This window comes from Novosphingobium sp. HII-3, assembly GCF_002916655.1.
Classification (GTDB): Bacteria; Pseudomonadota; Alphaproteobacteria; order Sphingomonadales; family Sphingomonadaceae; genus Novosphingobium; species Novosphingobium panipatense.
On sequence record NZ_PPSM01000016.1, the window covers coordinates 19,137 to 43,646 of the forward strand.

Here is a 24,510-nt window from a genome sequence, read left to right on the forward strand (position 1 = left end):
TGCCGGGTTCATGGAAATTTGTGTCGCGGCGTCGCCCTGCAAAGGCGATCAAGCCTCGCGCGGCACCCGGCCATCTGGCATGCCGCGCTGGGTGGCAGGTCGCAGCACCCCGTCGAGTTCGGCCAGCACGGCGGCGCGGCGGGCCTGCGCGTCCACATCCAGGCCGCCCGCGTTCCAGTCGATACGCGCGTCTCCCGGTGCCACCTCCTCGTCGCTGACGACGGTAATGGACAGCGCACGACCGGCACGGCCTTCGCGGGCCTCGATCAGCGCCGCGATATCCTCGCACATCTCGGGATTGGCGCGCACGACCAGCGCGGTCCCGCGCACCACCTGATCGAGCGCACGGCCCAGAGCCTCGTCAATGGCCCTTGCCGGAGCCTCATCAATGGCATGGCCGGCCAGCATTTCCGCCGCATGAAAGGCCACGGCCCCGGCTTCACCCACCATCCGCTGCGCCGCTTCGTCAAAGCGGCACTCGACGAGATCCAAGGAGGCGTAAAGCGCGTCCGTTGCTGCAAGCAGCGCCTCGCCGCGTTCCGTCCGCGCCTGCGCGGCTCCGGCCTCAAAGCCGTCGGCGCGAGCGCGGGCAAGCTCCGCGGCATGTTCAGCCTTCATCCGCTCGACAAGCGCCTGCAGATCCTCCACCTGCTCCTGAAGCGCTTCAAAGGAAGGCTCATCCGGCAGCTGCGGCGGTGCGACCGGCGTGTCGACCTTGTGAAAGAACACCCGGTCGAAGCCGAAGGGCTGTATGGTGGCCGCAGCGTCCATCATCACCTCAGTAGATCATCGCGTCGTCGCTCTTCGGATCGGCGAGCAGGATTTCTCCCTTCTCGCCGAGATCCTTTGCGAGCGCCACGAGATTGCCCTGCGCAGCCTCGCACTCGCGCGCGCGGACGGGCCCCATGGCAGCCATGTCGTCGCGCAGAAGCTTTGCAGCACGTTCCGTCATCGCCCCAAAGAACAGGCGCCGCATATCTTCCGGCGCCCCCTTGAGGGCCAGCGCCAGCTCGCGCTTGTTGCAATTGCGCACAACGACCTGGATGGCGCTCGGCAGGAGGTTGCCCAGATCCTCGAACGTGAACATGAGCCCGCGGATGCGCTCGGCGGATTCCGGCGCGCGGTCGTCCAGCGCGCCCAGCATGGCTTCCTCGGTCGCGCGGTCCATGGCGTTGAACAGATCCGCCATGGATTCGTGCGGATCCCGACGTTGCGCGCGCGAAAGATTAGTCATGAACTCGGTTTTGAGTGTCTGCTCGACCTGAACGATCACGTCCTTCTGAACCGTCTCGGTCTTCAGCATCCGCAGGACGACTTCGGTGCTGAACTCACGGGGAAGTGCCGCCAGTACCCTCGCCGCATGGTCAGACTTCAGCTTCTGCAGGATCACGGCCACTGTCTGCGGGTGTTCGCTCTTGAGGTATCCGGCCAGCACGCCTTCGCTGACGTTCGAAAGCTTGTCCCACATGGTCCGCCCGGAAGGACCACGGATGTCTTCCATGATATCCTTCACCCTGTCGGGCGAGAGCACGCCCTCCAGCAGGCGCTCGGTGGTTTCATAGGAGCCATGCAGCGTGGTGATCGAGGAGACTTCCCCGACGAACTGCCCCAGCAGGTATTCGACCACGGGCGCCGGTACCCGGCCGAGCTGCGCGATGCTCGCCGACAGTTCCTTGATCTCGTCGTCGTTGAGTTGCTGCCAGATGGGGATGCCATGCTCCTGGCCCAGTGCCAGCAGCAGCGCAGCCGCCCGCTGCGTGCCCGAGTACTTCTTCAGCTCGGGCGGCTCACCCACCGCAGTCATCATGTTCACTGTGAGTTTCCCTGAAACGTCATGGCAATTTCGAAGCGATCCCATCCGATTCCGGCGACTCTCTTCTATTAATAGGAGAGACCCCCGCGCAACCGGCTTACGAGGCACAATTGACGATAAGTCTGAATAATGGGTTGATCGGGTTGTCCATCCTGGGCGGAACGTCCTCCTACTCCTCCTATCTCAGCACGGCGGCATCGACGGAGAGCCCGGCTGTCATCGCAGCGAAGAAGGCGTTCTCCACGCCGACCGTGACACCCCCGTGGCAGGGGCTTGGGGAGATGAGCGGAGCGACCAGCGCGCAGGTGGCCGCAGTCAAGCGCTTGGCCTCGATCATCGACACCTCCGGGGACAGCTCCCTTGACGGCTTGCCCGATGTGCAGACGGCCTTCACCGCTTACAAGGCCTTGGAGAACCTGCGGATTCTTGCCGAAGCGGGGACATCGAAAACCCTTCAGGAGGCGGAGCGCGCATCCCTTCAGAAGGCCTTCGCCAGAGGGCTGAGCGATCTTCAGTCCTATTTAGCGTCGGCGGAGACCGATCTGCTGACGCTTGCCTTCGGGTCCGCCTCCAGCACCAGCCGGACAGTGGGCCTGCCCTCGGTCTACGCTCTTGGGGCGGTGGTCGGTGCCGGCGTCTCGGCCACGCGCGCGGCATCTCTGGAGGGCCTGAGCGGGTCGGAAATTTTTTCCGTTTCCCTCACTAAGGGCAGCCTGACGGAGGTCGTGACAGTCGATCTTTCGCAGAGCAGCCAGCCGCCGACGCTCGATTCGGTGGCGGGGGCGCTCAACGCGGCCATCGCCGCAAGGCCTCTTCTCGATGCGAACGGCAGGCCGGTTCTCGATGCCGACGGAAACCCGACGAGCAAGTGGACATCGAATTTCACGGTCGAGAAGTCCGGCGGGAAATGGGGTCTTGTGTTCAACCCATCCGGCAGCGAGCAAGTATCTCTCGATCAGGTGGGCACGGCCGACGCCCTGATGATCGCCAGCGGTGAGACACGGCAGATCTCCGGCCAGGACAGCCCGGTCAGCGCGAACGTGTATCGTATTGAGGACCGCGCGGGATCGCTGAGTTGGGAGCGGTTGAATACGATAAGCGCCGTAGACGCGGCCGCCACCGCGAGAGCGCAAGCGGCCGCGATCGACAGCACGGAAGATGACGCTGCCAACCTCACGGTCAATGCCGGTACGACCACACAGGGGCTCGTCACGGATGCGCAGGGGTACAGCTACATCGTGGGCACGACCGCCGGGGACCTGGGGACGCACCTCGGGGACGGCACCGACGATCTGTTCCTCACCAAGGTGGATAGCGAAGGCAACCTCGTGTGGCAGCGCAGTCTGGGGACCGCTGGCAGCGCCCGGGGTGCGGCCGTCACCCTCGCCCCCAATGGCGAAATCGTGGTTGCGGGAACCGCCAGCAGCGGAGACGAGATCCAGGGCGACATGCTGGTGGCTCGCTTCAACGCCAAGGGGCAGGAACTTTCGAATACAGTCATCCGGCAGGTAGGAGCCGAAACAGCCAGTGCGGTCACCGTGGGCCGTGATGGTTCCATCTTCGTGGCCGGCCGCGCGTCCTCGGGCGGGGGTGACGCGGTGATCGTCAAGCTGGACAGCGCCGGCAAGCTCATCGAGCGGCGCACGATCGACAGCGGAGGATCAGATTCAGTGGCCGCGCTGGCCATCGATGGCGAGGGGCGCCTTCTTGCCCTTACGCACGAGCAGGGCATTGCTACGCTGCGCCGCTTCGGCTCCTCGCTGGGGGAGGATGCAGGCAGCCTTGAACTGGGTGCGGCCTCAGCGCGCGCGATAGCGGTATCGGAGACAGGGCAGATCGCGGTGGCGGGAACGTCCAGCAGCAGCCTGCTCGGCGACCAGGTCAACGCCCCCAGTGGGGGAATGGACGCCTTCGTCACGCTCATCGACGCTGACTTCTCCAGCCGGTCCACGACGTACATAGGAACGGCAGAGGCCGACCAGGCGGACAGCCTCACTTTTCTGAACGGCTCCCTGTATGTCGGCGGACGAACGGCCGGCACTCTGGAAGGCGAAAGGTCCGGCCGGGTGGACGGCTTTGTCGCTCGCATTGATCCGGGCAGCGGCTCGGTCCAGACCGTTTCGCAGTGGGGGCGCCTCGCCACCTCTATCGAGCCGGTGCGTCTGTCCGCCGTGTCCGGAGGCTCGACGGCGCTCGGGGCCCTTGGCCTGCACCGCGGCGTGCTCAACCAGCAGGCGACCGGCGATCTGGTCACGGAAACCTCTCTGCGGGTGGGAGACAATTTCAAGATCAGGCTCGACGGCGGGGCGGCGCGGACGGTCACCATCGAGAAAGGTGAGACCATGGCCTCTCTCGCCCAGAAGATTCGCCGGATAACCGGAACTGACGCCACGATCAGCACCCCGTTCACGGATGGTCTGTCCAGCCTCAAGATCGAGGTGAAGTCGGGCCATACCCTTGAGCTCGTTGCCGGCGTGACAGGGACCGATGCGCTGCCGAAGCTGGGCCTCGAGCCCATCCGGCTCATCCCCCCAAAGGTTGCCGCCAGAAACGAACCCAAGGTCACACCGGGCGGCCGTTACAACCTTGCCCTCGATGGCACATTGACCCTGCTTGACGTGAAAACCGCGGCGGCTGCGCTGGCAGCGGTCACTTCGGCCATATCCATGACTCAGTCCGCCTATCGCTCGCTCTACTGGGACTCAGCCAAGGCCGCTCTGGTCGACGGCGTGATGTCGGCGGGCTCGGGTTCACCGTACCAGCAGGCACAACTCGCCAACTACCAGGCCGCCCTCGCCCGGCTGACCGGCACAGCGTGACAGGAAAGCCCCTGATGTCCTCCTTGCCCGCCATATTCGACAGCATGAGCCGCGCCATGAAATCCATGGCCGAGCACCAGCGTGTTATCGCCGAGAACGTCGCCAACAGCGAAACTCCCGGGTACAAGGCACGGACGGTGGAGGCGCCGGATTTCGCCTCCCTCCTCGACGGACAGCTTGGAGCCGGCGCCCCCCCCCACGTGTCCCGGCCCAGAGTGGAGCTGTCGGGCGGCATGGCCGCTCTCGGTGCACGACCTCCGCAGACGGGCGGACGCGTGGTGCTGGACAGCGAGACGAGCGAAACCAAGCCCGACGGCAACAATGTGACGCTCGAGGACCAGCTTCTGGCGCTTGGCGAGGTGCAGCAGGACTACGCGGCGCTGACCAACCTCTATCGCAAACAGATGGCCCTGATGAAGACGGCGACCGGCAAGGGCTGAACGCCGGGCCAGTTCGACGGTCCCATTTCAAGCTCCGGATCGGATCCTTCAGGCGCCGCCTCCGTGAGGCTCCTGAAGTAAGTTCAAGGCTCAAGCGCAACCGGCGCGGGCTTTAAGGATATTTAAGGAGGGGCGCCCCAGACCCGTCTGGAACTGCACCAATGAGTAATGGTCGCGGAAAAGAACCGATTCGGCGGTTCACCCGAAAGGGTGCATTGACGCTGTCGGAGAGGCATGAAAAAGCCTGTATGGGCTTCGATCGGATACGGACAGCGATGAACGACAAGTCGCCTGGAACAAGCCTCCGGGCAGAACAACGGCACATTAAAGGAAGTGAACTGATGGAAATTGATTTCCATCGCGCTCTGGTGTTCCCGAACCGCATTCGCAAGTTCCGCAAGCAGATGAACATCGGCTCACTGCTTGAACTCTCCGAAAGACTTCCGGCGATTACCTATATTCGTCTTTCCAAGATCGAACGGGGGGAGGTCTTCGCCCGAGCCGATGAACTGCGTCTGATCGCACGTGCTCTGGGCATCACGGCCGACGAACTCCTGATCGACGTCAACGATCCTTCCTTCGACATCGCGGCATGGGCCGAACCGCTTCACGGCACCATACCGGCAGACCCGGAGGGTGAACGAGCGGCCGTCCTCCTGGCCGCTGCCTTGCGCGCTCGTCGCGGAAGCGATCCCGCCCTTACAATCGCCGCGCTGGAACAGGAATACGGCATCGCGCCCGTCGTCCTTTCACGGATCGAGAATGCACTCAAGCCGCTGGAGCGCTGGAACGAGGATGTCCGCAGCGCCCTGCGCCGCCTGTTCGGCATGGCAGACGATGCAGCGCTCGCCGCGCACCTCGAAAGATTGGCCAGCAGTGGAGCATTGGACCCGGTACTGCCGCTGGTAGCCAATCCGCAGGCGCGCCTGACGAAGTCCCGTACCCGCATCGCGGCGTTGAGGGAGGAGCTTGCCGCCGGGGATGCGCTGCGGGAGAAGCCTGCATCGAAGCCGCCGGCTCCGGTCCGCAGGGACGCGCCTCCACCGCACGGCGTCTCGGACGGGCAAACGGCTCTGGTGAGGCTCTTGCCGGTCTACGGCACCCCGCTGCCTGATGGCCTGATCGCCCGGACCCTTTCGCACGCCATTGTAGAAGCGCCCCGCTCTGCAGGCCCCCGCGCGTACGGGCTGCGCGTCGGCAGGCCCACCCTTGGTGCCGGCCTGCCCGGACGTGCGACGCTGGTCGTTGATCCCGACCGTTTCCCCGTGGCCGGCGGATTGGCTGTTGTGCGGGAGGAAGGCGGTCTGCGCGTCGTCTCCGTTGCGGTGGACCGTAATGGCCGTATGCTCGGGTACAGCCAGGTTCCTGATGTGGAGGTGGCACTTGACGCGCTGGATCCGGACGCGGTTGCCGCCGTCATTTCCGCCGTGTTCGAGTAGCAGGCCTGGCCATCTTCGCAGCCGCAGCCCGGCAGCCCGCGCGTCAGAATTCCCCGTTGACAGCGATGGGCGTGGTGAGATCCGACCGTGCCAAGGTTCCACTCGCCCCATACCCGTAGGCGCGGTTGCCGGTGAGACGCTTCGCCTCGGCCGAAATCGCCCCCATCATGTCCACGGACAGTTCGATGTGCCGCTCCAGCAGGGCCGCGTTGACCATGGAGGCAGCGCGAAGCTCGCCAAGAGCTTCCGCGAATGTGTGACGCAGTTCGGCGCCCATCCCGGTGGCCCAGCCCGGCTCCTGCCGTGTCAGGCGCGCGAGTCGTTCCTCCAGCGCCCCGGCCAGACGGGCCTTTGCTTCTGCAAGTTCACCAAGGTCCAGCGCTCGCTGGCTGGAGTCCAGCCTGGCGGTCTCCTCCCGCATGACCGCAGACAGCGAGGTCATGATGGCTATCACTTCATCGGGCACCCGGTTCATCTCCCTGCAGCCGGATGATCTGCGCCTCGACCGCCGAAGCGATGCCGAGGCCTCTACCCTGAGCAATCTGGTTGCCGATCTGCTCGGCCAGGATGCCGCGGAACATATCTTCGCCGTGCCCGCCGGAAAACTGCGGATCCTGCTCGACCGTCTCCATCAGGATCTTCGTGATCTGACCGGCGAAGACACCCTCGAACTGTCTGGCGACAGCGCCGGGGCTGCGATCCGGGTGCACAGTCGCGGGGCGCGGCGGGGGCTGCGCCCCTAAGGCTGTGACTTTCTGCTCGCTCATATCACTGCACCGCTATCTCGGCCTGAAGCGCGCCTGCGGTACGCAGCGCCTGCAGGATGGTGATCAGGTCGCGCGGGCTGACGCCCAGAGCGTTGAGGCCACCGACGAGCGTCTGAAGAGACGTTCCGCTCGTCAGCATCGCCAGCGCGGCGCCATTTCCGTCGTTGGCCTCTATCCGTGTCCGGGGGAGAACGGCGGTCTGACCCGCTGACAAGGGGCCGGGCTGCGATGCGACCGGCGTCTCGGTGACGCTGATCGTCAAGCCTCCCTGAGCGATCGCCACAGGGCTTACGCGGACGTCGGCGCCCATGACGACGGTCCCTGCCGCTTCGTTGATGACGATCCGCGCCGGCTGATCCACCGCGACGGGAAGGTTCTCCACGCGCGTAAGCAGATCGATGAGCGAGCCGCTTCCATAGGGCCGCAGTTCGACGGTTCCGGGATCGAGAACTTCGGCCGAGCCGGGCGCTTGCCGGTTCACGGTCAGCGCGATCTGCCGCGCAGTCGTGAAGTCCGGGTTCTTCAGCGCAAGCTTCAGCGTAGTGGCCGAACGCAGGTCATAAGGCACTTCCCGCTCGATGATGGCACCTCCTGCGATCCGGGCCGTGGTCATCACGCCCCGGCTCAGCCTGGCGCCGGCGCCCTGGGCCTTGAAACCCGAAACCGCCACCGGCCCTTGTGCGACCGCGTAGATTTCCCCGTCGAGAGCACGCAGCGAGGACACGAGCAGGATGCCACCTTGCAGGCTGCTCGCATCGCCGAGCGCCGAAACTTGCACATCTATGGTCGAGCCTGCACGCGCGAAAGGCGGCATCGTGGCCGTCACGGTCACGGCGGCAACGTTCTGCGTCAACATCTGGCTACCCCGGATGTTGACGCCCATACGCTCGAGCATGGCCTGCAGCGTTTCCTCGGTGAACGGCACGTTGCGGGTGCGATCCCCTGTCCCCTGCAGGCCCACGACCAGACCGTAGCCGACCAGTTGGTTTGGCCGCACGTTCTCGATGTTGACGATGTCCTTGATACGCGGCTGCGGCCCGGCCATGGCCGGCACGGGGGCAAGCAGCAGGGCCGCCAGCAGGAAGAACAGAAGCCTCGGCATTCCCGTACTTATAGGAAGGGGATGGCCAGAACCGTCGCGGCGTGACCGATTTCTTGCCACTGGTGGTGAGCCCCTCTTGAGCGCTGCCCTCACTGTGCGCGGCCCCGGGCCAGGCGCATCACGTAGCCGATGATCTCTGCGACGGCGGAATAGTGTTCGATGGGTATCGGCTGATCAATTTCCACCGCGGCGAAGAGGGCCCGCGCCAACGCAGGGCTTTCGAAGATCGGCACGCCTGCTTCCTGCGCGATCTCGCGGATGCGCAGCGCCACCGCGTCCGTGCCTTTCGCGAGGACGGACGGTGCCGCCATGGCGCCATGTTCGTACTTCAGTGCAACGGCGTAGTGGGTCGGGTTGGTGATGATCACGCTGGCGGCAGGCACGGCCGCCATCATCCGTTTTCGGGCGCGCTGCATCTGGATCTGGCGGATCTTCGCCTTGATCTTGGGATCGCCTTCGCTCTGTTTGTGTTCGTCCTTCACCTCCTGAAGCGTCATGCGCATGCGTTGAAGGAACGAACGCCGTTGCCAGAGGAAATCCAGCAGCGCCAAGACGACGATCAGCACTACCACCGCGCGCAGGACGCGGAAGGCAAGTCCTGCCGCTACGGCTCCCACGGCGCCCGGGGAGCGCCCGACGAGGCCATCGACCCCCTGCAGGCCGGGCGCAAGGACCAGCCACACGACCAGCCCTATGGCGCTGATCTTGGCCAGCGTCTTCGTGAACTCCACCAGCGCCCTTGTGCCGAAAAGCCTTTTCACGCCTGCGGCCGGAGACAGCTTCGACCATTTCGGACTAACGCGGGACCAACTCAGCGAGGGACGGCCCTGCAGGAACGCCGTGCCCACCGCGCAGGCCAGCAGCACGGCGAAGACGGGAAGCAGTGAGACGAACGTGTGCCAGACCACGCCGGTCGCAAGGTTCTGCGCGCCGTCTGGCTCGATCCGGAAGGTCTGGGCATCGCCCCACAGGCGGGTCAGCATGGTGCCGAGCCGCTCCATGGCCGAGAGCCCCAGCCACCCCGTGACCGCGAGCGCGCCAGCCATCATCGTGGCATGACGAACCTCCGGAGCCATCGGCACTTCACCGCGACGGCGGGCGTCCTCCAGCTTCTTGGGAGTCGGCTCGTGAGTCCGCTGATCTTTGTCGGATGGATCGTCGGCCATATCAGTACGTCCAGCCGTTCTGCATGAATGTGGCCATGGCGCGCGCGAAAGTCGTCAGCACCGCACCGATCGTCATGGCCAGCACGGAAAGGCCGAGCAGGAGGTTGAGGGGCTGCGCTATGAAGAAGACCTGGATCGCCGGCGCGACGCGGGCGGCAAGACCCAAACCGAGGTTGAACAACAAGCCGTAAAGCATGAGCGGCGCACACAGGCTGACGCCCAGCGCCATGGCCTGCCCCATGACGGAGACCGCGAGGTGTGCGAAGTCTGCCGCCGGTGGTAGCCCGCCGGTGGGGAAACTCGCGTAGGACGTGAAGATGGACGCGATCCATAGATGATGGACACCCAACCCCAGGCACACCACGATAGCGCCCAGCCCCACGAACCGGGACAGCAGCGGCGCCTGACCGCCCATCGCGGGGTCGAAGACCAGGGCGGAGGAGAGCCCGACCTGTTGCGATGCGATCGCGCCTGCCATGGCGGCGGCGCTGAACATGATCCGCACGATCATACCAAGGGACAGCCCGACCATGACTTCGCTCATCACCAGCAAGGGCATCGACACGCCCGATGTCGTGGCTGGAAGCACGCGCGCTTCCAGCATGCCGTACATGCCGAAAGTGAAAGCGAGGGCCATGACGAGACGGATCTGAGGCGGGATGGCGTTATCCGAAAACGCCGGCAACAGCATCACCACTGCGCCCACCCGGCAGAACAGCAACAGGAAGCATGCCACATCAATCGGCAGCCGGAGCAATGTCGCCACGTCGACGGCGTTCACAGCCTCACCGCGCGATGATCGCGTCAGCCACACGATCCATGAAGGCCCCTAACGCATGCCCCATCATCGGCAGGCTCACCAGCATGACCAATCCCAGGACCAGCAGCTTGGGAACGAAGGTCAGCGTCATCTCCTGAACTTGCGTAAGGGCCTGCAGCAGACCGATCAGGACACCCACGATCAAGGCCGCGATCAGCATCGGCCCTGAGATCGTGAGCATAAGCATCAGCGCGGCACGGGCCACTTCGATCGCTTGGTCCGGGGTCATCAGATCTGCATTCGCATGATCTCGGAGTAGGCCGACACCACCCGATCCCGCACCGCGACGACAGTGTCGAGGGCCGTTTCCGCCGCCCCTATCGCTGTCACGACATCGATCAGGTCACCCTTGCCGCTGATCTGCTTGATGCTTTGCGCTTCTGCGCTGCGCAGGGCGCCTGCGGTTTCCGACACCATGTTCTCGACCATGGTGCCAAAGCCGCTTCCCCCGGAAGCCATGCCAGCCGACGCGGCCGCGCCGGCCGGAGGCGAAGCGGGAGTGGCCAGAGGCGCGGTCGCTCGCATCGCCCGCGCGTAGGCCGAGACGCCATCAAGGGCTCCGATCGACATCCGCCTTCCCTTACTTCAGCAGATCGACGGTGCGCATGGTCATGCCACGTGCCGCCTCGATGGCATTGAGATTCGCTTCGTAAGAACGCTGCGCCGCCTTCATGTCCGCCGCTTCGATCAACGGATTGACGTTCGGCTGCTCGACATAGCCCTGCGCATCCGCTGCCGGATTCCCAGGCTGGTAGATCCGTCCAAAGGCGCTGCGATCGGCTTCGATGGCCTTGACGGCCACTTGTGTCGCACCGCTTGCACGATCGACTTCGGCAGCGAAGGTTGCCACCCGGCGCCGGTAGGGATCTCCATCGGCCGTCGTCGCAACGGAGTTCGAATTGGCAAGGTTTTCGGCAATGACGCGCATGCGCAAGGCCTGGGCGCGCAGCCCCGACGCCGACACCTCGATTGAATTGCCCAGTTCCGCCACGGCTGCCTCACGCTCCCGGCCACACCGGGCCTCCTTGTCCTCTTATAGGCAACTTTTTCCTAGTGGGACTCCGATCCTATAAATTTTCCTATAAGGCTTGCTGAAAGGAGACCTGCCGTGTCGGTTCTTGAAGGCATACCCATCGATCTCTCGATCGTGCTGGGCTCGACCCGCATTCCGATCCGGCAGGTCCTCAAGATGAGCCGCGGCGCCATGATCCCGCTCGACTGCGGACAGGACGATCCCACGCGCCTTTACGTGAACGACCGCCTCGTCGCCGAAGGGCGCATCCTGGTCAACGGAGAGTCCATGTCGCTCGAAATCACCCGTGTCATGGAACGCGAGGGCTGAGTTGGACGCGCTTTCTCTTCTTCGGATGCTCGGTGCGCTGCTGCTGGTGCTGGGCCTCCTCGCCGCCGCCTTGTGGACCGTGCGCCGTTATGATCTCACCCTGCCTCAGGCCTGGCTGGGCCGCTTGGCGGGGCCTGCATCCGACAAGCGCCTTCACGTGGTGGAACGGCTGGCCATCGATCAGAAGCGTTCCTTGCTGCTGGTTCGGCGTGATGAGACCGAATTCAGCCTGGTGATCGGCCCCGAAGGCGTAACTGTTCTCGAAACCGGCATGAAAGTGAAGCGTATCGGCGATGCCGCGGCCCCTCATCCGGTAGAAACGCCGCAGCCGCAATCGCGTCCAGCCCCCCTGCCGGAGCCGCCGAACTCCTTTGCGGAGCGGATTCCCGTGCTGCCCGAGGTCTGGTTTACACAGGACGGCAACATGGCCGACCTTTCCAGAAGCACGCGCGCAGGCCCGGACTTCCACTGATGCAATCTAACGCAATGCGGGCGGGCTCCGTGCGACGTGATTATCGCTTCCTGAAGTTCTGCGCCGTCACCCTTGGCTTCGCCCTGGGGATTGGTGTCCTCGCCGCCTGCCCGCAAGCCGCCATGGCCCAGAGCGAAGGCGCGGCAGCGGCCCTGACCGGCGGTGGTTCGATGTCGGGGCGCGTGCTGCAATTGGTGATGATCCTGACGGTGCTGAGCCTCGCGCCCGGCATCCTCATGACGATCACGTCCTTCACCCGCATCGTCGTCGCGCTGTCGCTGCTTCGTTCGGGCCTGGGTGTCCAGGGCGTCCCTCCCAATCCCATCGTCATCAGTCTTGCGCTCTTCCTCAGCTTCTTCGTCATGGCGCCGACCTTCGATGCCGCCTGGAAGCAGGGAATGGAGCCCTACAGCGCGGGTCAGATCACCGAAACCCAGGCACTCGAAAGCGCGAGCAGGCCGTTCCACTCCTTCATGCTCAGCCAGGTTCGCGAAGACGACGTGAAGCTTTTCGTGCAGTTGTCCGGCAAGACGCCCCGGACCCGCGCGGATCTCACGATGACGACATTGATGCCCGCCTTCATGATTTCGGAGCTGCGGCGCGCCTTCGAGATCGGCTTCCTGCTGCTTCTCCCGTTCCTGGTGATCGACCTTGCGGTGGCAGCGGTTCTGATGGCCATGGGCATGATGATGCTGCCGCCCGCGACCGTGTCGCTGCCGATGAAGATCATCTTCTTCGTTCTGGTCGATGGGTGGGCTCTGGTCGCCGGGTCACTCGTCAAGAGTTTCGGCGCGGGAGGGTAGCCAGCGTTGACCGTCAGCCCGGCGATGCCCGGGTCACGGCAACGCTGCGCACCACATCCTTGCCATAGACCTCGGCGGCCGCTTCCATCACCACCCGCCGAAAGGGCTCCAGACCCGGTACGAGCCCGTCCTTGCCGCTCGCCAGGGGCGTACGGTACGTCCGCAGATTCACCGCGTTCATGAGCAGGGGCATGGTCGTTCCGACGTCCTCGCCAGCGCCTTCGCTGACCTCAAGCTGGATCTCGAAGTTCGCATAGCCCGCGAGCCTGCCATCCGGAAAGACAAGCGGCGCCAGCATCTGCACCGGCGGCACGAACTCCGTCGGGCCTTTGCGACTGGCCTTGTGGTGAGGCAACTGCTGGGGAAAGTACTGCAGCACGCCCCATGCGCCACCTGCACCGATGCCGAGCCCGGCCACAATGGCGACAAGGCCGAACGCTGCCCGCTTCATCATGGCCGGCACTCCTCAGAACTTGAAGCTGGCGTCATGGGGCAGCGCCCCCGGCGCCGCCATGACGACGATCGTGATACGCCGGTTTTCGGGTCTGTCCGGATCGTCGGGATAAACCGGCTCGGTACCGGCTTTGGCGACGATTTCCGCAAACCGGTCAGGACGCAGACCGGCCGCGACCAGTGCCGCGCGCGCAGCCAGCGCTCGCTGTGCAGACAGCTGCCAGTTCGCCTCGCTGTCGCCACCGGCACCGTCCGTGTGCCCTTCGATGGCAATGCGGGCATCCATCGCGCCCAGTTTGTGCGCCGCACGCGCAAGCATGGCGCGCGCGAAGTCGTTCAGCTCCGCCGTACCGCCCTTGAACATCGATCGCTGCGGGCTGTCGACAAGGTGGATACGCATGCCTTCGCGACTTGGCCGGACGTCTATGTTGCCAGCGCCCTCATTCCCTTTTTCGCCTGAATCCAGCGGAGGTTCGAGCGCGACGCGCATCTCCTGTGCCATCACCCGCAGCGCCGCTTCAGGTATGTTCGCCGTCCCGCCACGCGAGACACCCACGGTTCCGGCTTCCGCTGCAGGCTGGCCGCGCGGCTCCTGATCATCCGACTGGTTGTTCCGCCCGTTGCCCCCTGTTCCCGGTTGCATGCCCGGCTGATTTGTCAGCGTGGTGGACAGGTTGGCCTTTGCACTGTCGGCGGAAAAATACTCGGCAAGACCCTTCAGCTGGACCTCATCGGGGTTGGCGAGAAGCCAGAGGAGCATGAAGAAGGCCATCATCGCCGTCACGAAGTCCGCGTAGGCGACCTTCCAGGCGCCGCCATGATGCCCTCCACCGGTCACCTTCTTGACCTTGCGGATGACGATCGGACGCTTTTCGTTGCCCCTTGTTGCCACTGCCCGTTCTCCGTCAGGCCGGAGCGCCGTTAAGCTGCTGCTTCACCGCCTCCAGCGCCGTTTCCATTTCCTGAAAGCTTGGTGCGTAGGGGGACGGGGTCATGCGGCGGGCAAGCTCGATGGCGATCTCGGTGGGCTGCTCCTGCGCATGGCCGACGATGGCGGTCTTGACGATAAGGTAGGGCTTGAAGTCCGCGTCGATGATCTGCTGCAATTTTTGGGCGATCGGCCCGACGAGACAGTATGCCAGCAGAACCCCGAGGAACGTGCCTACCAGAGCGCCACCAATCATCGCTCCCAGCACTTCGGTGGGCTGGTCAATCGAACTCATGGTCTTGATGACGCCCAGAACCGCAGCGACGATGCCGATGGCAGGAAGGCCATCGGCCATCATCTGGATGGCGTGCTGAGGTGCCAGTTCCTCATGGTGATGGCGCTCCATGTCCCCTTCCATGGCCTCGGCGATCTGGTGCGGATCCTCGAAGTTGACGGTCATCATCCTCAGATAATCGCAGATGAACTCGATCAGTTCATGATCGGCCAGAAGACGGGGGTAGCGCGAGAAGATCGAGCTTTCGGCGGGCGCGTCCAGATGAGGCTCGATGGCATTGGCGCCGCCCTTCCTGAAGGTCGCGAGCAGAGTAAAGAGGAGCGCCAGCAGGTCGCGGTAGTCCGCCTCCTTCCAGCGGTCGCCCTTGAAAACACGCGCAATACCGGAACCGGCCTTCTTCAGCGTGGTCATCGAATTGCCGAGGGCGAAAGCCCCCAGCGCCGCCCCGCCGATCGCCATCAGTTCGTGCGGAAGGGCATGGAGAATGACCCCGAGGCTTCCGCCCGACATCAGGAAGCTCCCGAATACGCACAGCAGAATGACGACGAGGCCGATGACGTTTAGCATTAAAGGTCCGCAATAATGGCACCCGCGCGTGCGGGCTGTGACCGAATTATAGAACGTCGCCGCCCGCCGCGGTGTGTCCGCGCACAATTTCCCGACGCGCGACCACCCCTCCGGCTTTCATCCTATATGGTCTGAGCGACACGCCCAAAGCCGGAGCCCCAATGTCCGTCAACGCCTACGTCCGCGCCCAGAAGGTCGCCGCGACGCCACGCAGCACCGAATACCGGTTGATGAGCGAAATCACCGGTGAGATGCTGGCTGCACACGAGGCCGGCCTGTCCGGCGTGAAGCTGGCGCCCGTCCTTCACCGCAACCGGCAGGTCTGGAGCGCCTTTCGCAATCTGTGCATCGACCCTGCGAACGCCCTGCCCGAAGAACTGCGCGCGGGCATCATCTCGCTGGGCCTGTGGGTGGACCGGTATACCTCGCTCGTCATCACCGGGCGCGAAAGCGTGGATCAGCTGATCGAGGTAAACCGGACCGTCATGAGCGGCCTCGCCAATGAAAACGGCACCGCGGCCCACGAACCTGCGTGAAAGGTGACGCGGCGGCAACGTCACCTCACTCAGCAGGCGAGCATGGTCTGCCGGTACTCTGCCATAAGCGCGAACCGTGGGTCGATGCACGCCAGGTCGCCCATGGCCTTGGCGGCACGCTTCGCCACCTGCCGCATGCGTTCGCGCGCACCCTCGTCATGGTCTCCGTCAAGAGGAGCCATGTCGAAGAGCCGGCCCTCCACCACCTGACGGTTGTGCTCAAGACGCTGCTCAAGCTCGGTGATTTCGCTGGGGTCAAGCGAGGGGCGTCGAGGCACAACGACACCGGCGGCGCGCTCGGCGCGGGTCAACTTCCGGGGTTGCGCGCGCCGTCGGATGCGGTCGAGACCCGCGTTGCGCAGGTGTTCGACATAGCTGTCCGTCAGCGCGCTCATGGCGGCGCGGGCCAGATACTCGCTCGCCCCTGCTTCCGTGCGGCCCAGCGCATCCTCGTCGGCAATTGCCGCAAGGATGGATAGGCCCTCGCCATCATCACCGCCGGCAATCGCGTCCAGCGACACCGTGGTCGCCTCCACCTTCTTCGCCGAAGGCCGCTGGTCCGTCATCACCCGGAAGCGCAGGCTCTGCAGCTCACCGCGAATCTGCCAGTTCACGAACGTCGTGAACTGGGCCTTTTCCGGCTCGTAAGCAAGGATGGCGCGATGGACGGCGATTGCGCAGACTTGCTCGGCATCGTCCCAGTGCCCGACAAGCCCGTACTGGCGGATGAAGTGCCGGATGCGCGGCGCGATCAGCTTGAGGATCCGCGCAAAAGCGCGGTCGATTTCCGCCCTCTGCCGCCGCGTCTGCGGAGCATCATCGGACGGCGTATTTGCCCGTACAGTCGCGACTGCGGACTCCAGGGCAGCAGTGATTTTCGACATGGCGAACCCCCGTGGCGCAGGCGGCTTTTTGCCACTGCTCCATGAAAGGCAAAATATTCCTATAATGCGGGAACCATCAATCCTATATGGAAGTTATCCACTGACGGGTAGCTGGGCGCCCTTCGCGCAGGCTCTGGGCGGCCCTAGCCGAACCGTTCGGGCCTGATATGCTCCCCGACATAGCCAAGGAGCCATGTGCGATGCGCCGCCACGGCTCCGCCCGCCTGGGCGATTCGGCGCTCCGCCGCCGCTGCCCCGACCTGCGCACCAAGCAGCTTGCGGGCCCGGTCAGGAGCGAGACCGCCAGCCAGAAAACGCCGGGCATCTCCAAGTCCGAGATGATGGCCGAGGTAAGCCGCGCGCGCGATATCGGCCACGCCGCTCTCGATCGGCACTCCGGCCTTCCGCAGCGACTGCACGTTCGCGGATGCGTAGTCGGCTACAGCCTCGATCGAAGCGCGGGGATCATAGCGCAGAGCGAGGAGGGCACCCCTCTTGTCGCCGCGCACCCGCCCATCCGAATCAAGCCAGCCGTTCTCCCGCGCCCGGCCGTTAAGCCAGGTGCCTGCCCGCTCAGCCTCCCCTTCCCAGGTTCCGTTGAGGAACTGGCCCAGCCCCGCCGCACTGGAGCGAGGGTTTCGCGAATAAGGCTGCCACGCGCCGCCCGGCCCCTTCGCCGCTTCCGCGTCGATGATCGCCGCGAGCGCAGGGGCGGGAATGCCGCTGCGCGCAGCCGCGTCGTTGAGCATAGGGGTGTAGCGTGCGTTGGCCCCATCCCCATCCACATCCACAGTGCGCAGGGCAGCGGGCGCCGGGCCCGGCTTCTCGACAGCGTTTTCGCCTGTAGCACCCGAAGGCGGTGACGGGCTGGCGTCTTCCGTACTGAGGAGAGACAGAAGGCGTTCGAGCCCGATGGAATGAGCCTCTTCGGGCATAGCCGCCGTGGAGGCCGGAACATCGGCGTTCTCTGTCGAGCCAAGCGCCGCGCGCCACAGCCGACCCGCCATCTGCGAACGCGCCTCATCATAGATCAGACGCGACTTCTGCGTCGCATCCAGGCGAGAGAGCCCCGCCGTAGCGGACGTGCGGTCAATCACCGCTTGCCCTGCGGCGCTGGATGCGGAGGGTCTTCAGGAACGCCGCCGCGCTCATATCATCACTGGTCGCCTGCTCGGCTGCCGCCACTTTTCGGCCCAGATCCGCACGATAGTCCTGGGCCGCCGTTTCGATGCCGCGCAGAACGCCATATCCATCGATGGCGACTTCTCGCAGCGCCTCAAGCCGATGCTGGAGTTCGGCCTGGCGGTCGGAAAGGGACTGCTGCGCGTTCTGCACCCGCCGCTGCCAGCCCGGCGATATCAGGGTCACGTCCGCAGTGGCAAGGAGCGCCTCATCGCGCACTGCAGCACGCATCCGCACCTGCTCGCGCTCCACCTGCCCCAGTTCCCTGGCCTCCCGGCGAATAGCGGCGCTGACTTCGTCAAGGTCGCGCTGGCGCACACGCATGGCCGTATCATACGGTGTTTTCATGAAGTCCCTTCCAGGATTGCCCGCAAGGCTGCGAAGTCAGCCGCGACAAAGCTACGGTCACGCTGGTCCTGCGGGAGAAGATCCTCAATGCGCGGGGCAAGGGCCACGGCGCGATCGACTTCGGCGTTGGCACCGGGGCGGTAGGCGCCCAGCCGCACCATCTCCTCCATGTCCTTCCACATCGCCAATTCCCGCCGCGCCGCGAGGCGTGTGCCATTGTCCTCCGCGGGCAGGCAATGCGGCAAAGTGCGGGAAACGGACCGGAGCACGTCGATAGCAGGATAACGCCCCCGCTCGGCGATCTGGCGCGTGATCACCACGTGCCCGTCAAGGATACCGCGAACGGCATCCGCCACCGGCTCGTTGTGATCGTCGCCATCGACAAGAACGGTAAACAGGCCCGTTATCGCCCCCTGGCCCGGCAAACCCGGTCCCGCGCGCTCCAGCAGACGCGGCAGTTCGGCAAAGACTGTCGGGGTGTACCCCTTGGTGGCGGGGGGCTCGCCCGCCGCCAGGCCGATCTCGCGCTGCGCCATGGCAAAGCGCGTCACCGAATCCATCAGACACAGAACGTCGAGCCCGGCGTCACGGAAATGCTCGGCTATGGCGAGCGTGGTCCACGCAGCCTGCCGCCGCAACAACGCCGGCTCGTCGGACGTCGCGACGACGACGACGCTGCGGGCAAGCCCCTCCTCGCCAAGGTCATCCTGAATGAATTCCTGAACCTCGCGGCCGCGTTCGCCGATGAGGCCGATGACGGCCACGTCACACTCCGTCCACCGCGCGAGCATCGACAGCAACGTCGACTTACCGACACCCGAGCCGGCGAAAAGGCCGAGGCGCTGTCCCCGGCACAGCGGCGCAAAGAGGTCGAGCGCACGCACGCCCGTTTCAATGCGGGCGCCCACCCGGGCGCGGGCGGAGGCGGCGGGCGGAGCGGCCTTCATGCGTCGGTGCTCCGGTCCCTGCACGAGAGGGCCCTTCCCGTCGACGGGACGGCCGAGGCCATCAACAACGCGGCCCAGCCACTGCGGCGCCACTCTCAAGCCCAGCTGACCGGCGGACAGGTCCGCTCTTGAACCCGAAGCAATGCCTTCGGGTTCATGGAACGGCATGCAATGCGCGATGCCGTGATCGAGACCGACGACCTCCGCCTCGATCGCGCCGGTCGTTGACTGCAGACTTATGCGTGAACCGATGCGCGCGGCACCGGCGAGGCCATCCACCTCAATGAGAGCGCCGCGAACCGCCACCACCCGGCCATACCGCCGGTCGGGGGCCAGCATGCGCAACCCCGCAGCGGCAGCGGCCAGACTCGACATCCGCGAACGCCCCCGTCAGCCTGCGGCTTCGGCGCCAGCGGGAACGAGACGGGCGATCGCTTCCGCCTCGTAAGCGATAAGCCAGCGGCAATCTGCAAGCGCCTGATAGAATTCGCCCATTGCGACCTTTTCGGCGAAGGTGACGCATACTGCCTTCGCCTCGGCGGAGACGAGTGCCCCCATCAGCGCTTCCAGCTTCTCCAGCAGCACATGCTGGTGTCGCGCGATATCGGCGGGATCGATATAGGCCATCATGCAGGCGAAATAGAGCTGCTTCGCCGGCGTAACTGCGTCCTGCGGCTTCATGACATCGCGCCCGCGCAGGATCGTGGCACTGTTCTCCAGCACAAGATCAGTGCGGCCCACCGAGCGCAGGACCGCGCCGTTGACGATGACAGGCTCGCCGTTGCGGAGCGATATGCGAAGGGTCATGTGGAGATCAGCCTGCTAGGTGTGCCCCTATTATAGGATGAAAGCCGGTGGGCAGGCACCACGCCTTCCGAATTTTTCGTCCGCGAGTCGCGACCGTCACCCGTTTCTTTATCCTACAATGCCTGTGTCCGGTGCGAGAGGTGCGCCGCCCAAGGTACGACCGTTGCACCACAGGAGATTGTCATGAGCCTTTATTCCGCTCTCTATGCCGGTGTGTCGGGCCTTAACGCGCAGTCGAGCGCGATGGCGACGGTGGCCGACAACATCACGAACGTGAACACGGTCGGCTACAAGGGCACCTCGGCCCAGTTCCAGTCGTTGGTGACTGGCGGCAGCATGACCAGCAACTATTCCGCAGGCGGCGTCACAGCCACGCCCAAGGCGCTCATCTCCAAGCAGGGCATGCTTCAGGCGTCTTCCAGCCTGACCGACGTGGGCATCGACGGCGCGGGCTTCTTCGTCGTACGCTCCAGCGCGGATTCCAGCGGTGCCATCGCCTATACCCGCGCCGGTTCCTTCACCACGGATTCCTCGGGGTACCTACGCAACACCGCCGGCTTCTACCTGATGGGCTGGCCGCTCGACGAAGCGGGGAAGTACGTCAACAACGGCAGCCTGACCTCGCTCCAGCCGATCCGTCCCAATGCACTGACGGGGGCCGCTGCGGCCACCACCTCCGTCCAGCTTCGCGCCAACCTTGACGCCACTGCGGCCCCGGTGGCCAGCTACGGGGCAGGCGACATGGCGAGCGGAAAGGTCCTGCCTCAGTTCGCCCGCAGCGTCGAAGTCTTCGACGCACAAGGCGGCGCCCACACGCTGACCTTCAACTTCGTCAAGACGGACGGGAATACGTGGCACGCCGAAATCACTGCGGATCCGAACGATTTGGCGAGCTTCGTCGATCCCCAGAACATCGGCAAGGAAGCGGCCGCTCTTCAGGCGGCCAGGGACGCAGGCACCCCCGTCACGCTGCGCAGCGGCATGGTTGAATTCAACGGCGACGGCAGCCTGAAAACCGCAGGCAGCGATCTTTTCAGCGCGCTCGATCTCAGCTGGGGCAATGGCGCGGAAGCGCCGCTCATCAAGCTCGACCTCGGCTCACCTGACGGCTTCGCCGGTCTGACGCAGTTCGGCAGCGATTCAGCGCTGCTCTCCTCGACCGTCGATGGCGGCATGCTGGGCACGGTCGCATCGGTCAGCATCTCCGACAACGGGATCGTCAGCGCGGTCTTCGATGACGGCACGTCGCGGCCGATCTACCAGTTGCCCCTGGCCACGTTCCAGAACCCGGATGGCCTGACCCGCATCAGCGGCAACGCCTACATCGTTTCGGAGCAGTCGGGTAACGTCGCCATCAACGAGCCCGGCCTCGTCGGCGGCGGAAAGATCTCGGCCAGCATGCTGGAAACCTCCAACGTCGATCTCGCCGCCGAGTTCTCCAACATGATCCTCTTTCAGCGTGCCTACAGCGCTTCGTCGAAGATCATCACCACGGTGGACGACATGCTTCAGGAAGTGGGCAACCTGAAGCGCTGATACAACAGCAAGCCGGACGGTCTGATCCATGTCCCTCAGTTCAATCCTGAACTCCGCCAAGTCGGGGCTTGCCGCCTCGCAGGCGGGGATGCAGACCGTCTCCACCAATATCGCCAACGTCGGCACGGCGGGCTATGCGCGCCAGACGGTCTCGCAGAGCGCGTCGATAGCCGGCGGGAACGTCACCGGCGTCGTGGTGGGGGAGCCCGCCCGCGTAGCCGACAAGTTCCTCGAGAACACCGTCTATCAGCGAGGCGGCGAAGCCGGCCGGACGGAGGCCGTTTCAACGTACCTGGATCGCCTGCAGTCGCTGCTCGGCACGCCTGGCGCTGACAGCGGGCTGTCAGCCCGTCTGACCGCCATCTCGACATCGATCTCCGAAGTCGGCGGCCTGCAGGGCTCGCCGGAAGCGATCGCGATGTTCACCGGCAACGTAGCGGACGCGATCTACGCGCTCGATGCCCTTCAATCCGATGTCGGCGCCCTCCGGGCCGATGTGGAGAGCGAGGTTTCAGACACCGTGGAGCGGGTCAACGTCCTGCTGCGCAAGGTCCACGGCCTCAACGCCGAGGTGTCGCGCCTGCAGGGCCTCGGTCTGAGCGCCTCCGGCCCAGCCGACGAGCGGATGAACGCGCTGCAGGAACTCAGCGGGCTCGTCGAGGTGAAGGTGCGCGAGCAGCCGGACGGGCGCGTCACGATCGACACGGCCTCCGGCCAGGTCCTTCTGGACAAGCGCCTGCGCCAGCTGAATTATGCGTCCGGCGCCGGGGCCTCGGCGGGGATGTACAAAGGCATCAGCATTCACTTCGCCGCAGACAACGGGGCGCTGGGCGCCTCGGCGGGGGAGACCATCGAGACCAGCGGCGTCGGAGGCAAGCTGGGTGGCCTCATCGACATGCGCGACCGCGTGCTGCCCGGCTTCACCGACCAGCTGGGCCAGTTGTTTGGCGGTCTGGCGGGCACGCTCAACAAGGTCGCTAACGAAGGGACCGCATCTCCACCGCCGCAGACGCTTACCGGTCAGCCCAATGGCCTTGTCGCTGCCGACCGGCTCGGCTTCACCGGCAAGGTGACATTCGCCGTCGTCGGGCAGGACGGTATCCTTGTCGCGAAGACAACGCTCGACTTCGACAGTCCTCCGCCGCTTTCGACCGTCGCCGACGCTGTGGCGGCCATCAACGACGGGCTGGCCCCGGCCGGATCGGCGTCCTTCGAGAACGGCGTCCTGTCCATCAGCGCCGCCTCGGGCAAGAACGGCATCGCCATCGGGCAGGACCCCGATAGCCCAAGCGACCGGGCGGGCATCGGTTTCTCGCAGTTCTTCGGCCTGAACAATCTGATCCGTTCGGATCGGAACGCCCTGGCACCCTCCGGCTTCGCGTCCGACGACCCCCACGGGTTCAGCGCGGATGACGCAGCGCAGATCGTCCTGCGCGATCCGTCCGGCAAGTTGCTCGCCAGCCATGAACTCGACGTCTCCGCCGGAGGCACCTGGGGCGACCTTGTCGATGGCCTGAACGGAAGCGACCTGGGCAGCTTCGGGCGTTTTGCCCTCGACGATACCGGCCGCATCACCTTTACCGCCAATACGGCAAACGCGGGGGCGGCGATCACCATCCCCTCCGACGCGACGGACCGCTTCGACACGGGGCTTTCGTTCTCGGCCCTTTCGGGTCTCGGCGGCGCAAGTGCCGCGCTCGCGACCGCCCATGTCTCGTCCGAGATGGCGACGGACACATCGCGCCTTCCGCTGGCGCGGCTCCAGCTCGATGCCACCCCCGGCCAACAGGCGATCGGCGCCGCGGATATCCGAGGGGCAAACGCTTTCGTCGATGCGCTTGCCTCCACGATCGACTTTGGCAAGGACGGTCGTTCCACCATCGACATGTTCGCAAGCCGCTTGCTTGGCGGGGCCGGCGCGCAGGCGTCACTCGCCAAGACCTCGGCCCTCGATGCAAGCGCGCGGCTCGGGGATGCGGTGAACCGTCGGGACTCCTTCTCCGGCGTCAACATCGACGAGGAACTGGCCCAGATGGTCGTCCTGCAGAACAGCTACTCCGCCTCCGCACGGGTAATCAGCACCGCCTCGCAGATGTACGACACTCTGCTCAACATGGTCTAAGGACGACGCTCGATGACCCGCGTAGCCACCATTCCGCTGCAGCAGACACTTTCGAGCGCCATCCAGCGCACACAGCAGAACCTTGCCGAAAGCCAACTGCAGCTGGCGACGGAAAAGAAGGTCAACGACTACGCCGGGCTCGGTCTCGATGCCGTGAGGACCCTTTCGGCGCGTTCGATGGTCGCCACGCAGGAGGCGTACAAGAACAACATCAAGCGGGTCTCCACCACCCTCTCGATGTACCAGGGACACCTCGAGCAGATCGACGCGTCCTTGCTGGACCTGCGGGAAGAACTGTTCAGCGCGGTCGGCACCGGAAATGCGCCGGGGCTGCAAGGTATGATCGAGGAGGCGTTCCTTCAGATCCGCTCCTCGCTCAACGCGCAGGAATCCGGCGTCCCGATGTTCGCCGGCTCGCGGACCACTCCCCTGCCATTTGTGCCTGAAACGCTGCAGGACACGATCGGCCTCGATGCCGACGCTGCCTTCGCGAACGACACGGTGCGCCAGGCCGTCCGGGCAGGAGACGGGATGGACGTGCAGTATGGCCTCGTCGCGAGCGATATCGCGACGGGTCTTGTCCCGGCTTTCCGCGCCCTTGCCGAGGCGGGACCCTTCGGGGAAACGCTGACCGAGGAGCAGGCCGAGGCCATCACCGCGGCCCTGGCACTGCTGGATGAAGGGATCACCGGCGTTCGTTCGGTCAATGGAGCGAACGGCCGGCGCCAAGCGCAGGTTGAAGCGCTGGAAACGCGGGCGGATGAGCGCATCAAGCTTCTCAGTCAGGCGATTGGCGAGGTGGAGGACGCCGACCTTGGCCAGATCGCAATCGACATAACGCAGCGCCAGACGATCCTGCAGGCCAGTTACTCGGTGTTCTCGCAGTTGAACGCCATGTCGCTGGCCAATTATCTGGACTGAG

The 24,510-nt window shown here is 65.0% G+C and carries 28 protein-coding genes; 10 read left to right on the top strand and 18 right to left on the bottom strand.

Annotated elements, in window-relative coordinates; all coding sequences use genetic code 11:
- Positions 1–48: 48 nt before the first annotated feature.
- Both C2R25_RS07850 and C2R25_RS07855 read right to left on the bottom strand, forming a co-directional pair.
- Positions 49–774: a FliH/SctL family protein gene (locus C2R25_RS07850; RefSeq protein WP_103728731.1), complete on the bottom strand. Its 726-nt coding sequence runs from the start codon at positions 772–774 to the stop codon at positions 49–51.
- Between the two features lie 4 nt (positions 775–778).
- Positions 779–1,807 carry a flagellar motor switch protein FliG gene (locus tag C2R25_RS07855; protein WP_103728732.1) on the bottom strand — a complete coding sequence of 343 codons (1,029 nt, stop codon included), beginning with the start codon at positions 1,805–1,807 and terminating at the stop codon, positions 779–781.
- A 149-nt stretch (positions 1,808–1,956) separates the two neighbouring features.
- On the opposite strand from C2R25_RS07855, the gene C2R25_RS07860 reads away from it, so the two are divergent.
- The 3 genes from C2R25_RS07860 (at position 1,957) to C2R25_RS07870 (ending at position 6,511) form a co-directional block, all read left to right on the top strand.
- Positions 1,957–4,632, top strand: a complete 2,676-nt coding sequence (locus C2R25_RS07860; RefSeq protein WP_233203827.1) for a hypothetical protein — start codon at positions 1,957–1,959, stop codon at positions 4,630–4,632.
- 14 nt (positions 4,633–4,646) lie between these two features.
- Positions 4,647–5,072, top strand: a complete 426-nt coding sequence (locus C2R25_RS07865) for a flagellar basal body protein (RefSeq protein ID WP_103728696.1) — start codon at positions 4,647–4,649, stop codon at positions 5,070–5,072.
- A gap of 341 nt (positions 5,073–5,413) precedes the next feature.
- Positions 5,414–6,511, top strand: coding sequence for a helix-turn-helix domain-containing protein (locus C2R25_RS07870; protein WP_233203828.1), 1,098 nt, complete (start codon positions 5,414–5,416; stop codon positions 6,509–6,511).
- Positions 6,512–6,554: 43 nt separating this feature from the next.
- Here the strand turns inward: C2R25_RS07870 and C2R25_RS07875 are convergent, their stop codons facing one another.
- From C2R25_RS07875 to flgC, 8 genes are all read right to left on the bottom strand, one after another.
- Positions 6,555–6,953, bottom strand: coding sequence for a flagellar biosynthesis protein FlgN (locus C2R25_RS07875; protein ID WP_233203831.1), 399 nt, complete (start codon positions 6,951–6,953; stop codon positions 6,555–6,557).
- A 13-nt stretch (positions 6,954–6,966) separates the two neighbouring features.
- Positions 6,967–7,278 (bottom strand): rod-binding protein, encoded by a 312-nt coding sequence (locus tag C2R25_RS21295; protein WP_369825698.1) that lies wholly within the window; start codon positions 7,276–7,278, stop codon positions 6,967–6,969.
- Position 7,279: 1 nt separating this feature from the next.
- Positions 7,280–8,380, bottom strand: a complete 1,101-nt coding sequence (locus tag C2R25_RS07885) for a flagellar basal body P-ring protein FlgI (RefSeq protein WP_103728698.1) — start codon at positions 8,378–8,380, stop codon at positions 7,280–7,282.
- Positions 8,381–8,469: 89 nt separating this feature from the next.
- Positions 8,470–9,546, bottom strand: a complete 1,077-nt coding sequence (gene flhB, locus C2R25_RS07890) for a flagellar biosynthesis protein FlhB (RefSeq protein WP_103728699.1) — start codon at positions 9,544–9,546, stop codon at positions 8,470–8,472.
- Position 9,547: 1 nt separating this feature from the next.
- Positions 9,548–10,327 (bottom strand): flagellar biosynthetic protein FliR, encoded by a 780-nt coding sequence (fliR, locus tag C2R25_RS07895; RefSeq protein ID WP_103728700.1) that lies wholly within the window; start codon positions 10,325–10,327, stop codon positions 9,548–9,550.
- A gap of 4 nt (positions 10,328–10,331) precedes the next feature.
- The gene (locus tag C2R25_RS07900) at positions 10,332–10,595 is read right to left on the bottom strand and encodes a flagellar biosynthetic protein FliQ (protein ID WP_103728701.1); all 264 of its coding nucleotides are present in this window, start codon (positions 10,593–10,595) and stop codon (positions 10,332–10,334) included.
- Entirely contained in the window at positions 10,595–10,936 is a 342-nt protein-coding gene (locus tag C2R25_RS07905; protein WP_103728702.1) for a flagellar hook-basal body complex protein FliE, read from the bottom strand. Before C2R25_RS07905 ends, C2R25_RS07900 begins: the two co-directional genes overlap by 1 nt.
- 10 nt (positions 10,937–10,946) lie before the next feature.
- A complete protein-coding gene (gene flgC / locus C2R25_RS07910) occupies positions 10,947–11,357 on the bottom strand; it encodes a flagellar basal body rod protein FlgC (protein ID WP_103728703.1) in 411 nt (136 codons plus the stop codon).
- Between the two features lie 117 nt (positions 11,358–11,474).
- Here flgC and C2R25_RS07915 point away from each other — a divergent pair, with 117 nt between their 5' ends.
- The 3 genes from C2R25_RS07915 to fliP all read left to right on the top strand — a co-directional run bounded on the left by C2R25_RS07915 (position 11,475) and on the right by fliP (position 12,983).
- Positions 11,475–11,708, top strand: coding sequence for a FliM/FliN family flagellar motor switch protein (locus tag C2R25_RS07915; protein ID WP_103728704.1), 234 nt, complete (start codon positions 11,475–11,477; stop codon positions 11,706–11,708).
- Between the two features lies 1 nt (position 11,709).
- Complete coding sequence (locus tag C2R25_RS07920) at positions 11,710–12,180, top strand: flagellar biosynthetic protein FliO (protein ID WP_103728705.1); 471 nt, start codon at positions 11,710–11,712, stop codon at positions 12,178–12,180.
- 122 nt (positions 12,181–12,302) lie between these two features.
- On the top strand, positions 12,303–12,983 hold the full coding sequence (gene fliP, locus C2R25_RS07925; protein ID WP_199183795.1) for a flagellar type III secretion system pore protein FliP: 681 nt from the start codon (positions 12,303–12,305) through the stop codon (positions 12,981–12,983).
- A 13-nt stretch (positions 12,984–12,996) separates the two neighbouring features.
- Here the strand turns inward: fliP and C2R25_RS07930 are convergent, their stop codons facing one another.
- From C2R25_RS07930 to motA, 3 genes are read right to left on the bottom strand one after another with little or no spacing between them, the layout of a single operon-like run.
- The gene (locus C2R25_RS07930; RefSeq protein WP_233203829.1) at positions 12,997–13,437 is read right to left on the bottom strand and encodes a hypothetical protein; all 441 of its coding nucleotides are present in this window, start codon (positions 13,435–13,437) and stop codon (positions 12,997–12,999) included.
- A 12-nt stretch (positions 13,438–13,449) separates the two neighbouring features.
- Positions 13,450–14,328, bottom strand: coding sequence for a flagellar motor protein MotB (locus C2R25_RS07935; RefSeq protein WP_103728707.1), 879 nt, complete (start codon positions 14,326–14,328; stop codon positions 13,450–13,452).
- Positions 14,329–14,341: 13 nt separating this feature from the next.
- Positions 14,342–15,226, bottom strand: coding sequence for a flagellar motor stator protein MotA (gene motA / locus C2R25_RS07940; RefSeq protein ID WP_103728708.1), 885 nt, complete (start codon positions 15,224–15,226; stop codon positions 14,342–14,344).
- A gap of 161 nt (positions 15,227–15,387) precedes the next feature.
- Between motA and flaF the strand changes: the two genes are divergently transcribed.
- Complete coding sequence (gene flaF / locus C2R25_RS07945; protein WP_103728709.1) at positions 15,388–15,762, top strand: flagellar biosynthesis regulator FlaF; 375 nt, start codon at positions 15,388–15,390, stop codon at positions 15,760–15,762.
- A 29-nt stretch (positions 15,763–15,791) separates the two neighbouring features.
- On the opposite strand, the gene C2R25_RS07950 is transcribed toward flaF, so the two are convergent.
- The 5 genes from C2R25_RS07950 to C2R25_RS07970 all read right to left on the bottom strand — a co-directional run bounded on the left by C2R25_RS07950 (position 15,792) and on the right by C2R25_RS07970 (position 19,930).
- Entirely contained in the window at positions 15,792–16,646 is an 855-nt protein-coding gene (locus tag C2R25_RS07950) for an RNA polymerase subunit sigma-70 (protein WP_103728710.1), read from the bottom strand.
- A gap of 143 nt (positions 16,647–16,789) precedes the next feature.
- Positions 16,790–17,743: a peptidoglycan-binding protein gene (locus tag C2R25_RS07955; RefSeq protein WP_103728711.1), complete on the bottom strand. Its 954-nt coding sequence runs from the start codon at positions 17,741–17,743 to the stop codon at positions 16,790–16,792.
- The gene (locus tag C2R25_RS07960; RefSeq protein WP_103728712.1) at positions 17,736–18,176 is read right to left on the bottom strand and encodes a hypothetical protein; all 441 of its coding nucleotides are present in this window, start codon (positions 18,174–18,176) and stop codon (positions 17,736–17,738) included. The genes C2R25_RS07955 and C2R25_RS07960 overlap by 8 nt, the downstream gene beginning before the upstream one ends.
- Positions 18,173–19,498, bottom strand: a complete 1,326-nt coding sequence (gene fliI, locus C2R25_RS07965; protein WP_103728713.1) for a flagellar protein export ATPase FliI — start codon at positions 19,496–19,498, stop codon at positions 18,173–18,175. The genes C2R25_RS07960 and fliI overlap by 4 nt, the downstream gene beginning before the upstream one ends.
- A gap of 15 nt (positions 19,499–19,513) precedes the next feature.
- A complete protein-coding gene (locus tag C2R25_RS07970) occupies positions 19,514–19,930 on the bottom strand; it encodes a flagellar biosynthesis repressor FlbT (RefSeq protein ID WP_103728714.1) in 417 nt (138 codons plus the stop codon).
- A 183-nt stretch (positions 19,931–20,113) separates the two neighbouring features.
- Here C2R25_RS07970 and flgE point away from each other — a divergent pair, with 183 nt between their 5' ends.
- The 3 genes from flgE to C2R25_RS07985 are packed head-to-tail and all read left to right on the top strand — an operon-like array spanning position 20,114 to position 24,509.
- Positions 20,114–21,466 carry a flagellar hook protein FlgE gene (flgE, locus tag C2R25_RS07975; RefSeq protein WP_103728715.1) on the top strand — a complete coding sequence of 451 codons (1,353 nt, stop codon included), beginning with the start codon at positions 20,114–20,116 and terminating at the stop codon, positions 21,464–21,466.
- 28 nt (positions 21,467–21,494) lie between these two features.
- Positions 21,495–23,588: a flagellar hook-associated protein FlgK gene (locus C2R25_RS07980; RefSeq protein ID WP_103728716.1), complete on the top strand. Its 2,094-nt coding sequence runs from the start codon at positions 21,495–21,497 to the stop codon at positions 23,586–23,588.
- Positions 23,589–23,600: 12 nt separating this feature from the next.
- A complete protein-coding gene (locus tag C2R25_RS07985; RefSeq protein WP_103728717.1) occupies positions 23,601–24,509 on the top strand; it encodes a flagellin in 909 nt (302 codons plus the stop codon).
- Position 24,510 lies beyond the last annotated feature (1 nt).

Bases quoted from the DNA above. Each gene is read 5' to 3' on its own strand.
- C2R25_RS07850 (WP_103728731.1), bottom strand. From the start codon at position 774: ATGATGGACGCTGCGGCCACCATACAGCCCTTCGGCTTCGACCGGGTG.
- C2R25_RS07855 (WP_103728732.1), bottom strand. From the start codon at position 1,807: ATGATGACTGCGGTGGGTGAGCCGCCCGAGCTGAAGAAGTACTCGGGC.
- C2R25_RS07865 (WP_103728696.1), top strand. From the start codon at position 4,647: ATGTCCTCCTTGCCCGCCATATTCGACAGCATGAGCCGCGCCATGAAA.
- C2R25_RS07870 (WP_233203828.1), top strand. From the start codon at position 5,414: ATGGAAATTGATTTCCATCGCGCTCTGGTGTTCCCGAACCGCATTCGC.
- C2R25_RS07875 (WP_233203831.1), bottom strand. From the start codon at position 6,953: ATGACCTCGCTGTCTGCGGTCATGCGGGAGGAGACCGCCAGGCTGGAC.
- C2R25_RS21295 (WP_369825698.1), bottom strand. From the start codon at position 7,278: ATGAGCGAGCAGAAAGTCACAGCCTTAGGGGCGCAGCCCCCGCCGCGC.
- C2R25_RS07885 (WP_103728698.1), bottom strand. From the start codon at position 8,380: ATGCCGAGGCTTCTGTTCTTCCTGCTGGCGGCCCTGCTGCTTGCCCCC.
- flhB (WP_103728699.1), bottom strand. From the start codon at position 9,546: ATGGCCGACGATCCATCCGACAAAGATCAGCGGACTCACGAGCCGACT.
- C2R25_RS07900 (WP_103728701.1), bottom strand. From the start codon at position 10,595: ATGACCCCGGACCAAGCGATCGAAGTGGCCCGTGCCGCGCTGATGCTT.
- C2R25_RS07905 (WP_103728702.1), bottom strand. From the start codon at position 10,936: ATGTCGATCGGAGCCCTTGATGGCGTCTCGGCCTACGCGCGGGCGATG.
- fliP (WP_199183795.1), top strand. From the start codon at position 12,303: ATGGCCCAGAGCGAAGGCGCGGCAGCGGCCCTGACCGGCGGTGGTTCG.
- C2R25_RS07930 (WP_233203829.1), bottom strand. From the start codon at position 13,437: ATGATGAAGCGGGCAGCGTTCGGCCTTGTCGCCATTGTGGCCGGGCTC.
- motA (WP_103728708.1), bottom strand. From the start codon at position 15,226: ATGCTAAACGTCATCGGCCTCGTCGTCATTCTGCTGTGCGTATTCGGG.
- flaF (WP_103728709.1), top strand. From the start codon at position 15,388: ATGTCCGTCAACGCCTACGTCCGCGCCCAGAAGGTCGCCGCGACGCCA.
- C2R25_RS07950 (WP_103728710.1), bottom strand. From the start codon at position 16,646: ATGTCGAAAATCACTGCTGCCCTGGAGTCCGCAGTCGCGACTGTACGG.
- C2R25_RS07960 (WP_103728712.1), bottom strand. From the start codon at position 18,176: ATGAAAACACCGTATGATACGGCCATGCGTGTGCGCCAGCGCGACCTT.
- fliI (WP_103728713.1), bottom strand. From the start codon at position 19,498: ATGTCGAGTCTGGCCGCTGCCGCTGCGGGGTTGCGCATGCTGGCCCCC.
- C2R25_RS07970 (WP_103728714.1), bottom strand. From the start codon at position 19,930: ATGACCCTTCGCATATCGCTCCGCAACGGCGAGCCTGTCATCGTCAAC.
- flgE (WP_103728715.1), top strand. From the start codon at position 20,114: ATGAGCCTTTATTCCGCTCTCTATGCCGGTGTGTCGGGCCTTAACGCG.
- C2R25_RS07980 (WP_103728716.1), top strand. From the start codon at position 21,495: ATGTCCCTCAGTTCAATCCTGAACTCCGCCAAGTCGGGGCTTGCCGCC.
- C2R25_RS07985 (WP_103728717.1), top strand. From the start codon at position 23,601: ATGACCCGCGTAGCCACCATTCCGCTGCAGCAGACACTTTCGAGCGCC.